General features: G+C 72.6%; 8 protein-coding genes. 6 read left to right on the top strand and 2 right to left on the bottom strand.

Translation table 11 applies throughout. The annotated features are described in order from the left end of the window. Nucleotides 1-3,141 (bottom strand): isoleucine--tRNA ligase, encoded by a 3,141-nt coding sequence (gene ileS / locus RNC47_RS23965; RefSeq protein WP_311601602.1) that lies wholly within the window; start codon nucleotides 3,139-3,141, stop codon nucleotides 1-3. Between the two features lie 456 nt (nucleotides 3,142-3,597). Here ileS and RNC47_RS23960 point away from each other — a divergent pair, with 456 nt between their 5' ends. The 4 genes from RNC47_RS23960 (at nucleotide 3,598) to RNC47_RS23945 (ending at nucleotide 7,601) form a co-directional block, all read left to right on the top strand. Continuing rightward, nucleotides 3,598-4,320: a TraR/DksA family transcriptional regulator gene (locus RNC47_RS23960; protein ID WP_311601601.1), complete on the top strand. Its 723-nt coding sequence runs from the start codon at nucleotides 3,598-3,600 to the stop codon at nucleotides 4,318-4,320. 62 nt (nucleotides 4,321-4,382) lie between these two features. Continuing rightward, on the top strand, nucleotides 4,383-5,012 hold the full coding sequence (gene lspA / locus RNC47_RS23955; protein WP_311601600.1) for a signal peptidase II: 630 nt from the start codon (nucleotides 4,383-4,385) through the stop codon (nucleotides 5,010-5,012). A gap of 25 nt (nucleotides 5,013-5,037) precedes the next feature. Further along, nucleotides 5,038-5,988, top strand: coding sequence for an RluA family pseudouridine synthase (locus RNC47_RS23950; RefSeq protein WP_311601599.1), 951 nt, complete (start codon nucleotides 5,038-5,040; stop codon nucleotides 5,986-5,988). Nucleotides 5,989-6,002: 14 nt separating this feature from the next. Beyond that, entirely contained in the window at nucleotides 6,003-7,601 is a 1,599-nt protein-coding gene (locus RNC47_RS23945; RefSeq protein WP_311601597.1) for a Na+/H+ antiporter, read from the top strand. A gap of 41 nt (nucleotides 7,602-7,642) precedes the next feature. Here RNC47_RS23945 and RNC47_RS23940 read toward each other — a convergent pair whose 3' ends face one another. Next, complete coding sequence (locus tag RNC47_RS23940; protein ID WP_311601596.1) at nucleotides 7,643-10,264, bottom strand: family 78 glycoside hydrolase catalytic domain; 2,622 nt, start codon at nucleotides 10,262-10,264, stop codon at nucleotides 7,643-7,645. A gap of 239 nt (nucleotides 10,265-10,503) precedes the next feature. On the opposite strand from RNC47_RS23940, the gene RNC47_RS23935 reads away from it, so the two are divergent. Both RNC47_RS23935 and RNC47_RS23930 read left to right on the top strand, forming a co-directional pair. Continuing rightward, complete coding sequence (locus RNC47_RS23935) at nucleotides 10,504-11,343, top strand: NAD-dependent epimerase/dehydratase family protein (RefSeq protein ID WP_311601595.1); 840 nt, start codon at nucleotides 10,504-10,506, stop codon at nucleotides 11,341-11,343. A gap of 46 nt (nucleotides 11,344-11,389) precedes the next feature. Next, entirely contained in the window at nucleotides 11,390-12,910 is a 1,521-nt protein-coding gene (locus tag RNC47_RS23930; RefSeq protein WP_311601594.1) for a DUF5060 domain-containing protein, read from the top strand. Nucleotides 12,911-12,957: the final 47 nt, after the last annotated feature.

Genomic DNA, 12,957 nt, shown 5'->3' with positions numbered 1-12,957 from the left:
TCAGTTCTTCCTGAGCCGGAAGGAGCCGCCCAGGGCCTCGTCGCCGAACGGGGCGCCGAAGCTCTCGTCGCCCTCGCCCTCCGCGAAGTCGGTGGCCAGCACCTCGCTGCTGATCAGCGCCTGGTGGTCGGCCAACGCCCGGGTGAGCTCCGGGTCCTCGGTCGTCCAGCGCACCGCGATCCGGTCCACCACGTCGAGGCCGCTGTTCTTCCTGGCCTCCTGGACCAGCCGGATCACGTCCCGCGCCAGGCCGGCCCGGCGCAGCTCGGGGGTGATCTCCAGGTCGAGGGCGACCGTGGCGCCCGCGTCCGAGGCCACCGACCAGCCCTCGCGCGGGGTTTCGGTGATGATGACCTCCTCGGGGCTGAGCGGCACCTGCTCGCCATCGACCTCGACGAAGGCCGTGCCGGCGCGCAGCGCGGCCGAGAGCTCGGCCGCGTCCGCCTCGGCGATGGCCCTGGCCACCGGCTGGGTGCCCTTGCCGAAGCGGCGGCCCAGCGCCCGGAAGTTCGCCTTGGCCGTGGTGTCGACGAGGGAGTCGCCCATGTCGGAGAGCGCGGCGAGGCCCGCCACGTTGAGCTCCTCGGCGATCTGCTCGCGCAGGTCGTCCCCGAGCAGTTCGAAGCCCTGAGCGGCGACCAGCGCCCGGGAGAGCGGCTGGCGGGTCTTCACGCCCGACTCGGCGCGGGTGGCCCGGCCGAGCTCGACGAGGCGCCGCACCAGCAGCATGTCGCTGGACAGGTCGGGGTCGACCAGCGCCGGGTCGGCCTCCGGCCAGTCGGTCAGGTGCACCGAGTCGGCGGCGCCCGGGGTCACCGGCACCACCAGGTCCTGCCAGACCCGCTCGGTGATGAACGGCACCAGGGGGGCCATCAACCGGGTCACGGTCTCCAGCACCTCGTGCAGGGTGCGCAGCGCGGCCGGCTCGGCCTGCCAGAAGCGGCGGCGCGAGCGCCGCACGTACCAGTTGGACAGGTCGTCGACGAAGGTGGAGATCAGCTTGCCCGTGCGCTGGGTGTCGTAGCTCTCCAGGGCCTTGGTGACGGCCTCGACCAGCGCGTTGAGCTCGCTGAGCAGCCAGCGGTCGAGCAGCGGCCGGTCGGCGGGGGCCGGGTCCGAGTCGCTGGGCGCCCAGCCGCCGGTGCGGGCGTACAGGGCCTGGAAGGCCACGGTGTTCCAGTAGGTCAGCAGGGTCTTGCGGACCACCTCCTGGATGGTGCCGTGCCCGACCCGGCGGGCGGACCAGGGCGAGCCGCTGGCCGCCATGAACCAGCGGACCGCGTCCGCGCCGTGCCGCTCCATCAGCGGGATGGGCTCCAGGATGTTGCCCAGGTGCTTGGACATCTTGCGGCCGTCCTCGGCGAGGATGTGGCCGAGGCAGACCACGTTCTCGTAGGAGGAGCGGTCGAAGACCAGGGTGCCGACGGCCATCATCGTGTAGAACCAGCCGCGGGTCTGGTCGATGGCCTCACAGATGTACTGGGCCGGGTACTGGCGCTCGAACTCCTCGCGGTTGCGGTGCGGGTACCCCCACTGGGCGAAGGGCATGGAGCCCGAGTCGTACCAGGCGTCGATGACCTCGGGGACCCGGGTGGCGGTCAGCGAGCAGCCCTCGGCCGGGCAGCCGAAGGTGACCTCGTCGATGAACGGCCGGTGCGGGTCGAGGCCCGACTGGTCGGCGCCGGTCAGCTCACTCAGCTCGGCCAGCGAGCCCACGCAGGTCAGGTGGTCCTCCGCGCAGCGCCAGATGGGCAGCGGGGTGCCCCAGTAGCGGTTGCGGGAGAGCGCCCAGTCCACGTTGTTGTTGAGCCACTCGCCGTACCGGCCGTGCTTGACGGAGTCGGGGAACCAGTTGGTCGCCTCGTTCTCCCGCAGCAGGGCCTCCTTGACCCGGGTGGTGCGGATGTACCAGGACGGCTGTGCGTAGTAGAGCAGCGGGGTGTGGCAGCGCCAGCAGTGCGGGTAGCTGTGCTCGTAGGCGACGTGCCGGAAGAGCAGGCCGCGCTCGGCCAGGTCGGCCACCAGCGCCTCGTCGGCCTTCTTGAAGAACTGGCCGCCGACCAGCGGCAGCTCCGCCTCGAACGTGCCGTCGGTGCGGACCGGGTTGACCATCGGCAGCCCGTAGCCGCGGCAGGTCAGCAGGTCGTCCTCGCCGAAGGCCGGGGCCTGGTGGACCAGACCCGTGCCGTCCTCGGTGGTGACGTAGTCGGCGAGCACCACGAAGTGGGCCTCGGTGTCGCCGAAGTCGACCAGCTCGAAGGGGCGCTGGTAGGCCCAGCGCTCCATCTCGCGGCCGGTGAAGGTCTGCCCGGTGGCCGACCAGCCCTCGCCCAGCGCCTTGTCGAGCAGGGCCTCGGCGACCACGAGGCGGTCGGTGCCGTCGGTCGCGACGGCGTAGGTGACGTCGGGGTTGACGGCGACCGCCGTGTTGGAGACCAGGGTCCAGGGTGTGGTGGTCCACACGAGCAGCGCGGCCTTGTCGGCCAGCGGCCCGGAGCGCAGCGGCAGCCGGACGTAGACCGAGGGGTCGACGACCGTCTCGTAGCCCTGGGCCAGCTCGTGGTCGGAGAGGCCGGTCTCGCAGCGCGGGCACCAGGGGGCGACCCGGTGGTCCTGCCCGAGCAGGCCCTTGTCGAAGATCTGCTTCAGCGACCACCACACGGACTCGATGTACTCCGGGTCCATGGTGCGGTAGGCCTCGTCCAGGTCGACCCAGTACCCCATGCGCCGGGTCAGCTCGGCGAAGGCGTCGGTGTGCCGGGTGACGGACTCACGGCACCTGGCGTTGAACTCCGCGATGCCGTACGCCTCGATGTCCGGCTTGCCGCTGAAGCCGAGCTCCTTCTCGACGGCCAGCTCGACCGGCAGGCCGTGGCAGTCCCAGCCGGCCTTGCGGGGGACGTGGTAGCCGCGCATGGTGCGGAAGCGGGGGAACACGTCCTTGAAGACGCGGGCCTCGATGTGGTGGGCGCCCGGCATGCCGTTGGCCGTGGGTGGGCCCTCGAAGAGCACCCACTCGGGGCGGCCCTTGGACTGGTCGAGGCTGCGGGCGAAGGTCTGGTTCCGCTGCCAGAGGTCGAGCACCTCGTGCTCGAGCGCTGGCAGGTCGACCTGGGCCGGTACGTGGCGGTACTGCGTCATCGGTCCTCCGGCGGACACACACTCTGCGTTCTCCGTCGGAGGGACGAGAGCGAGCGCTCCCGCGGTACCACCCTCCTTGGCCGGGCCCGCCTCTGCTGGCGGTGACCTCGGCCCACTCATTGGGCCGCGACTGCCGGGTCTACTCGCCGTGACCGGCCGAAACCGGGGGCTTTCTTCCGACGACTCGGGGGTGATCTTCACGCCGCGCACGCCCCTGGGCTCACACCGTCCCCAGGTCGCTCACGGCTGCCGGCCGACGCTACTCGTCCCCTTCAACGCCTGTCGCTTCGGCCAGTGTACGGGGCGCGGCCGGGGCGCGACGACCGGTTATCCCGGGGCCGGGCGGGGCACAACGCTTGGAGACCGGCGCGCCCTCGTTGCCGCGCGCGGGGAGTCGATTTATCGTTCCGGTCACGATTCGCGAGCAAGATCACACTATGTGAAGGGGCCGCCGCCATGGTGGCAGCGAAGAAGACCACACAGCAGGCGACGGCGGAGCAGGACGACGAGCGGCGGGCGGGGGCCGCCAAGAAGGCCACGAGCGGCAGGCGCGCGGCGAAGAAGGCCGCCGGGGCCGAGCCCGCCGCGGGCGAGCGAACCACCGGCACCACCAGTACCACCAGCAGCAGCAAGCGCACCACGACCGCCAAGCGCACGACGGCAGGGAAGACGGGAGCCAAGAAGGTGGCAGCGAAGAAGAGCACCACGAAGGACGCCCCGGTGGACACGGTGGACGGCGGCGCGGCGGTGCCCCAGGCCCGCGTCTCGGCCACCGCCGCGCCCGGTGACCTCGCGGTGCGCAGCGGCGAGGACCCCTGGACCCCGGAGGAGGTGGCCGAGGCCCGCGGCGAGCTCGCCGCCGACGCCGAGCGGCTGCGTGCCGAGATCGCCGCCGCGGAGGCCGCCCTGACCGGCCTGATGCGGGACTCCGGCGACGGCGCGGGCGACGACCAGGCGGACACCGGCACCATGAACGTCACCCGCGAGCACGAGATGGCCCTGGCCACCAACGCCCGCGAGATGCTGTACCAGACGGAGCGGGCGCTGCAGCGCATCGACGCCGGCACCTACGGCCTGTGCGAGAACTGCGGGCGGCCGATCGGCAAGGCCAGGATGCAGGCGTTCCCGAGGGCCACTCTGTGCGTGGACTGCAAGCAGAAGCAGGAGCGGCGGTTCTAGCGGACCCAGCGGATCGACTCAGGCTGACGTTTGTCGCACTGGAGTGTCGTACCCTCATTCCCGTGAGCGAGGCGGAGCGGATCATCGAGACACCGGACGAGCGCCCCACGGCCGAGGAGCCGGGCGAACCGGGTGAATCGGCCGAGGTGGAGTCGGTCGAGGAGGACGAGGGGGCCGAGGGTGTCCCGGCCGACCGGGGCCGGCGGCGGATCGCCGTGGTCGCCTGCGTGGCGGCCTTCGCCTACGCCCTCGACCTGATCACCAAGATCCTCGCGGTGGAGTACCTGGAGAACCCCACGCCGCCCAGGAGCATCGACGTCATCGGCGACTGGCTCCGCTTCGAGGCCGTCCGCAACGCCGGCGCGGCCTTCGGCATCGGCTCCGCCTTCACCATCGTCTTCACCTGCATCGCGGCCGCCGTCATCGTGGTGATCATCCGGCTCGCCCGCCGGCTGTACAGCACCCCCTGGGCCATCGCGCTCGGGCTGCTGCTCGGCGGCGCCCTCGGCAACCTCACCGACCGGATCTTCCGGTCGCCCGGCGCGCTCCAGGGGCACGTCGTCGACTTCATCGCGCCGCGGAACTTCGCGGTGTTCAACCTGGCCGACTCCGCCATCGTCTGCGGCGGCTTCCTGATCGTGCTGCTCTCCTTCCGCGGCCTCGATCCGGACGGCTCCGTGCACCGGGACTGACCCGCCGTCCGGCATACTCGATCAGGTGAGCACGCTTCCCGAAACCCCCGAGATCCGCGCACTGCCCGTACCGGAGGGCCTTGAGGGGGAGCGCGTCGACGCCGCCCTCGCCCGCATGCTGGGCTTCTCAAGGACCAAGGCGGCCGAACTGGCCGCCGCGGGCAAGGTCAGACTGGACGGTGCGGAGGTCGGCAAGTCGGAGCGGGTGACCGGCGGTTCCTGGATCGAGGTCGAGATGCCCCCGCCGCCCACGCCGATCCGGGTGGTGGCCGAGCCGGTCGAGGGCATGGTGATCGTGCACGACGACGACGACCTCGTGGTCGTCGACAAGCCGGTCGGCGTCGCCGCCCACCCGAGCCCGGGCTGGAGCGGCCCCACCGTCATCGGCGGCCTGGCCGCCGCCGGCTACCGCATCGCGACCTCGGGCGCCGCCGAGCGGCAGGGCATCGTGCACCGGCTCGACGTCGGCACCTCGGGGCTGATGGCGGTCGCCAAGTCGGAGCGCGCCTACTCGCTGCTCAAGCAGCAGTTCCGGGACCGCACCGTCGACAAGCGGTACCACGCGCTGGTCCAGGGCCACCCCGACCCGCTCAGCGGCACCATCGACGCGCCCATCGGCCGCCACCCGCAGCACGACTACAAGTGGGCTGTCACCGCCGACGGCAAGCCGGCCGTCACCCACTACGACCTGATCGAGGCGTTCCGCGCCGCCAGCCTGCTCGACATCAAGCTGGAGACCGGCCGCACCCACCAGATCCGGGTGCACATGGCGGCGCACCGCCACCCCTGCGTCGGGGACCTCACCTACGGCGCCGACCCGACGCTGGCCCGCCGCCTCAAGCTGGGCCGGCAGTGGCTGCACGCCGTGCGGCTCGGCTTCACCCACCCCGCCGACGGGCAGTGGGCGGAGTTCACCAGCGACTACCCCGAGGACCTGCGGTTCGCGCTCGAGGCGCTGCGGGCGGAGAGCGCCTAGCGGAGGGAGCTGTCATGGGCCAGCTCACCCTGCTCTTCGTGCTGGGCCTCGGCGCCGTGCTGACCGTGCCGCTCGGCGACCGGTGGGCGGTGCCGCCGCCGGTGCTGATGACGCTGCTCGGCGGGGTGCTCGCCATCCTGCCGTTCGTGCCGGCGATCGAGTTCCCGCCCGAGCTGATCCTGCCGCTGGTGCTGCCCCCGCTGCTCTACGCGGCGGCCCAGCGCACCTCCTGGCGGCAGTTCCTCGCCAACGTCAGACCGATCCTGCTGCTCGCGGTCGCGCTGGTCTTCGTCACCACCGCGGCCGTGGCCGCCGTGGCGCAGCTGGTGGTGCCCGGTCTGCCGCTGGCTCCGGCGATCGCGCTCGGCGCGCTGGTCGCCCCGCCCGACCCGGTCGCCGCCACGGCGGTGGCCGGCCGGATCGGGCTGCCCCGCCGGATGGTGTCCATCCTGGAGGGCGAGGGCCTGTTCAACGACGTCACCGCCATCACCCTGTACCACGTGGCCGTCGCGGCGGCCGTGAGCGGCTCGTTCTCCGCCCTCGGCGCCGGCGCCGAGCTGGTGCTGTCGGCCGTGGTGGCGATCGTCGTCGGCCTGGTGCTGGGCTGGGCCACGGCCAGGCTGCTCGACCTGCTGGGGGACGCCACCCTGCGCACCGGGCTCAGCGTGCTCGTGCCCTTCGCCTCCTACACCCTCGCCGAGGAGCTGCGCGGCTCGGGGGTGCTCGCCGTGCTGGTGTGCGCGCTCTTCCTCGCCGACTGGGCCGCCGACCCCGACGACGTCTCGGGGCGGATCACCGGCCGGAGCTTCTGGGCCGTGATCGACACCCTGGTCACGGGCATCGCCTTCGGGCTGATCGGCCTGGAGCTCAGCGTGGTCTTCGGCACCGTCACCGACCGCTGGCGGGAGCTGCTGCCGGCCGCCGCGCTCGTGCTGGCGACGCTGGTCGTGGTCAGGCTGCTCTGGCTGCTCCCCGCCGCCTGGGTGGCCAGGCGGCTGCACCGGCCCGACTACGTCGAGGAGATCCCGCTCACCTGGCGCGAGACCATGGTCATATGGTGGGCCGGGATCCGCGGGGTGGTGACCGTGGCGCTGGTCCTCGCGCTGCCGTTCGAGGTGGACGGCGGCGGCGACTTCCCCGAGCGGGACGCCATCGTCTTCGTGGCCTTCGCCGCGGTCATCGGCACCCTGCTGATCCAGGGGCTCACCCTGCCCTGGCTGGCCGGCCGGCTCGGCGTCGAGGCCGACACATCGGCCGAGGAGCGCCTGGAGCACGAGCTCGCGGTGCGCGCCGCCAAGGCGGCCAAGCAGCGGCTGCGGGAGATCGAGTCACGCCCCGACGTGCCCGAGGAGCTGATCGACGCGCTCGCCAAGCGGGCGTACGACATCGGCGCCCGGATCTCCCCGCGGGTGGCCCAGGAGGAGCGCCGGGAGAGCGTGCGGGCGAGGGTCCACCGGCTGCGGCAGCTGCACAGCCTCTACGGCGAGCTGCTGTCCGCGGCCCGCCACGAGGTGCTCGAGGCACGCCGCGAGCCGGGCGCCGACCCCGAGGTGGTGGACCGGGTGCTGCGCGAGCTCGACCAGCGCAGCCTGCCGCACCACGGTGGTCTCTAGCCCGTCGCCCCGTCGATCGGGTCGGACCCGGCCGCGGCCGGTCAGCGCCCCTCGTCGAGGGTGGCGGCCTCGTAACGGACGTGGAAGTGGTGCTGGCCGCTCAGCACCGCGACCGGCTCCTGACCCGGCAGCTCCACGACGCCGTCGGCGCCGGTGGGCAGCACGACCGTCACCCGCAACTCGTCCCCGACCAGCCGCCACTCGATCGAGGTGAGCCCGTACGGCGTCTCGTGCCGAGCCCCGGCGTGCGTGAACCCGCGGCGCGGCCGCGGGCGGAACAGGACGCTGCGGTACCCGGGCGCGGTGGCCCGCATCCCGGCCACCACCCGGTGCAGCCAGTCGGCGACGGAGCCCAGGGCGTAGTGGTTGAACGAGGTCATCGTGCCGGGGTTCACGGTGCCGTCCGGCAGCAGGCTGTCCCACCGCTCCCAGACGGTGGTGGCGCCCTGCCGGACCGCGTACAGCCAGGAGGGGCACTCCTCCTCGAGCAGCAGGTCGTAGGCGGTGTCGACGGCGCCCACCTCCGTCAGCGCGTCGCAGATGATGTTGGTGCCCGCGAAGCCCGTGGCGACCCGGTTGCGCGCCTCGGCGACCAGCTCGACGAGGCGCCGGCCCGCCGCCCCACGGCGGTCCTCGTCCGGTATCAGCCCGAACACGATGGCCAGGGCGTAGGCCGTCTGCGAGTCACTGGTCATGCGGCCGTCGGGCCGCACGTACGTGCTCGCGAACGCGTCCCGCACCCGGGCGGCCAGCGCGCCGTAGTGCTCGGCGTCGGCCCGTTCCCCCAGCACCTCCGCGATGTCCGCCAACCGCTGGGCCGAGCGCGCGAAATAGGCCGTGGCGACGAGGTACCGGTCGGTCCTCGCCGCGGCCGGGTCCTGCGGGGGCGCCGTCGGGTCCAGCCAGTCCCCTAGCTGGAAGCCCTCGTTCCACAGGTGGTCATCGCCCGCCAGCCGGTCGACCAGGTCCACCCACTTCCGCGCCGACCCGTACTGGTCCCGCAGCAGGCCCGCGTCTCCGAAGCGTTCGTACAGCACCCAGGGGGTGAGAACCGCGACGTCGCCCCACACCGCCCCCGGACGGATGGGGGTCCACCGCTCGTGTGCCGGGATGACGGGCACGTACCAGGGCACCGTGCCGTCGGGCAGCTGCTCGGCGGCCACGTCCCGCAGCCAGCCCGCCAGCATGCCGGAGACGTCGTACAGGAAGCTCGCGGTCGGCGCGAAGACCTGGATGTCGCCGGTCCAGCCGACGCGTTCGTCGCGTTGCGGGCAGTCGGTCGGGATGCTGACGAAGTTGCCGCGCATGCCCCACACGACGTTCTCGTGCAGGCGGTTGACGAGCTCGTTCGACGAGGTGAACCAGCCGGTCCGCGCCATGTCCGTGTGGAGCACGCGCGCCACGACGTCGCCGCGCCGCGCCGCCGCCTCCAGGTCCCCTGGCCAGCCGTCGATCCGCGCGTAGCGGAAGCCGTGGATGGTGAAGCGCGGTTCCCAGGTCTCCCGCGCGTCGCCGCGCACCACGTAGCGGTCCGTGGACCTGGCGCCCCGCAACGGGCGGGTGTAGATCTCGCCCTCCTGCAGCACCTCCGCGGTCCTGATGGTGATCTCGCTGCCCCGGGCTCCGGTGCCGGCCACGGTGATCCGAAGCCGACCCACGAGGTTCTGTCCGAAGTCCAGGACCAGCGCCCCGCTCGGCGTCGTCAGCACCGCGACCGGCGCGACCTCCTCCGTGCACCGCACCGGCGGGCCCTGCGGGGCCACGAGGGTGCGTGGGTCGCGTGAGCCGACGCGCACCGGCGACCAGGAGCTGTCGTCGTGGTGGGGGGAGGACCACCCGGGGGTCTCGGCGCGGGCGTCGTGGCACTCGCCGTCGTAGAGGCCCGAGTGCAGGATCGGGCCGACCGCCGCCCGCCACGTGGCGTCGGTCGCCACGGTCTGGAGTGTGCCGTCCTCGTAGCGCAGTTCGAGCTGCGCGATGAGGGAGAGGTCGGAGCCGTAGAGGTTGCGGAAGCCGCCGTTCCAGCCGAGTCGGCCCCGGTACCAGCCGTCGCCGAGCCAGGCGCCGATGGCGTTGGGGCCGGCCGTGACGAGGTCGGTGACGTCGTAGGTGTGGTAGCGCAGCCGCTGGTGGTACGGGGTCCACCCCGGGGAGAGGGTGTCGTCGCCGACCCGACGGCCGTTCAGTTCCACCTCGTAGAGCCCGTGGGCGGTGACGTAGAGGCGGGCCGAGCGGGGGCGGGCCGTGGCGTGGAACTCCCGGCGGACCCGTGCGGGGCGCCGCGTGTCCGACTCGGGGTCCTCCGGCCAGCCGCCGCCGACCGGCACCGCCGTCCAGTCGTCCGGGGAGAGCAGCCCGGCCTCGACCGTGCCGGGTTCGCTCCAGGCGCCGGGCTCGTCGTCGTGCCGGCCCCACAGCCGCACCCACACCGTGGCCGTCTCGCGTGCGGTCAGCGGTCGATCGGGCCACGGCACCAGCACCGAGTCGGGCGACTCCACGCGCCCGCTGTGCCAGACGTCCTCTCCCCGGGCGATCCGGAGCTCGTACGCGGCCTGTCGCCAGCCGGGCGGCGCGACGGTCTTCCAGGACAGTCGGGGTGTCGGTTCTCCGATACCCAGGGCTTCCCGATGGTGCTCGAAACGGGGCGGGCTGGGAACGACCATCGGGCGTCCTGTCCTTTCGCTCGACGTGGCGGAACGCAACGGTAATGGATGATGACACGTTTCAATAGCGCCTCCTCGTCTCGGCTTCTGTGTGGCATCTCACCGGGGTCGAAGGGATTGACACGTTTCAATATCGGGGAGAGGATCGAGCCCGTGAATGCGCGTCGCCCGGCGAGGAAGCCCCGCGTGGGGCGCCGTTCGGGCGGGCGCCGACGAGGTCGGGACGAGGAGGCCGGGACGTGCGAGTCGCAGTGACCGGCAGCGCGGGCACGCTGGGCGGGTCCACGGTGTCGCTGCTGTCCGAGGAGGGGCACGCCGTGTTCGGCGTCGACCTGTCGGGGCCGGCGGGCCCGGGGTTCACCCGCGTCGACCTCACGGACTACGGGCAGACGTTGGACACGTTCCACGGGGTGACGGCACGCCACCGGGGCCTGGACGCGCTCGTGCACCTCGCGGCGATCCCCGTGAACGGACTGGTGCCGGACGCGACCACCTTCCACACCAACATGACCATCTCGTTCAACGTGTTCCACGCGGCGCTGCGGGCCGGCATCCGGACGGTGGTGTACGCGTCGAGCATCACGGCGATGGGCTTCCCCTTCGACGAGCCGCCGCCCTATCTGCCCGTGGACGAGCGGGTGGTCGCGGCCTACTGCACCTACGGCCTGGTGAAGACGATGGAGGAGGGGATGGCGCGCCAGCTGGTGCGCTGGGACCCCGAACTGTCCGTCACGGCACTGCGCTTCACCAACATCGTCCGCCCGGGTGGGTACGCCGGGTTCGGGCCGCCCGGCGACCCGGGCTACCGGCGTGACCTGCTCGGCTCGTACGTCGACGTGCGCGACTGCGCGCGGGCGATCGACCTCGCGCTGCGGTCCGCTCGGCCGGGCTTCGCCGTGTACGACATCGCCGCCTCCGACACCGGCCTCTCGGTGCCGTCCGCCGAACTGGCGCGGACCTGGTTCCCCGACACGCCCGTCACCAGGCCGCTCGGCGAGTTCGAGACGCTCGTCAGCATCGACGCGGCGCGCCGGGACCTCGGCTTCGAGCCGCGTCATCTCTGGCGTGCCGAACGCTGACCCGCGCGCCGGGCCAAGCGATCCCGATCCACGGAAGGACCACAGCATGGCGGCACAACCGAGCGACGACGAGGTCGAACGCTGGGGCGTGTTCGAACGCCGGTTCTCGGCGCCGGAGCCGGAGCGCCCGCTCGACACCGTACTCACCGTGGAGTTCCGACACGGCGAGCGAGTGGTCTCCGCCCCCGGCTTCCACGACGGCGCGGGGGAGTACGTCATCCGCTTCTCGCCGGACGCCGAGGGCACCTGGAGCTACCTGACCCGCTCCGCCGAACCGGCGCTCGACGGGCACGAGGGACGCCTGAGGTGCGTGCCGCCGGCGGCGGGCAACCACGGCCCGGTCCGAGTGGCGGGGACGTACCACTTCGCCCACGCGGACGGCACGCCGTACCGGCCGGTCGGCACGACCGTGTACAACTGGCTGCACCAGCCCGAGGAGCGGTACCGGGCGACCCTGGAGGCGGTGGCGGGGGCCGGGTTCAACAAGCTGCGCTTCCTGGTGTTCCCCCAGGGCGGCGGGCACGTGGCCCACCGCCCGGACCGCTTCCCGTTCGCCCGCGACGCGGACGGCCGCTGGGACGTGGGTGCCGTCGACGTCGCTTACTTCCAGGCCCTCGACCGCGCCGTCGCCGATCTGCTGGCCACCGGGATCGAGGCCGACGTCATCCTCCTGCACCCCTACGACCAGGGCGACTACGGGCTCGACGCGCTGTCCGAGGAAGAGGACGCCGCCTATCTGCGCCACGTGGTGGCCCGGCTGTCGGCGTACCGGAACGTCTGGTGGTCGATGGCGAACGAGTACGACCAGATGGAACGCCCAGAGGACCGCTGGGACCGGGCCTTCCAGGTCGTGCGGGACCACGACGCGCACGAACGGCCGCGGTCGATCCACAACTGGATCGACATCTACGACCACAACAAGCCGTGGGTGACGCACGTCTCCCTGCAGAACGGCTTCGCGGTCGCCGACTTCGGGCGGGCACTGCTCTACCGGGACGTGTACCGCAAGCCGATCGTCCTCGACGAGATCAAGTACGAGGGCGACATCCCGGAGCGCTGGGGACACCTGTCAGGGCCCGAGCTGGTGCACCGCTTCTGGGTCGCCACCGTCAGCGGCACCTACGCCAGCCACGGCGAGAGCTTCCTGACCGAAAGCGGCAGCCTCTCGATCGTCGAGGGCGGCGCCTTCCGGGGCGAGAGCCCGCCCCGGCTGGCCTTCCTGCGCCGGATCCTGGAGGAGGTCCGGGGAGTGGGCCTCGACCCGATCGACAAGTGGGACGACACCACCCACACCGCCGGGGTCCCCAGGGTGGAGTACCTGCGCTACCTGGGCCCCTCGGCGCCGGCCCGCTGGCGGTTCGCCCTGCCCCAGGGGGTGACCGGGGAGCGCCTGGTGGTGGGGGACCGGTTCGCGGTCGATGTCATCGACACCTGGGAGATGTCCGTCGAGACCGTGCCGGGCACCTTCACGCTCACGACCGTGGAGCGCAACGGGGCGAGGGCCGACGCGACGATCGAACTGCCGGCCGGCCGGCCGCTGGCCCTGCGCATCCGCCGGGTGGGCTGACGGGCACCGGACACGAGAGGGCCCGGGTGGCCGGCGTTTCCCGCCGG

Source organism: Streptomyces millisiae (genome assembly GCF_031845425.1).
Taxonomy (GTDB): Bacteria; Actinomycetota; Actinomycetes; order Streptomycetales; family Streptomycetaceae; genus Streptomyces; species Streptomyces millisiae.
Note: the sequence above shows the minus strand (reverse complement) of the source record. Positions and strands in the feature narration are given on the sequence as shown.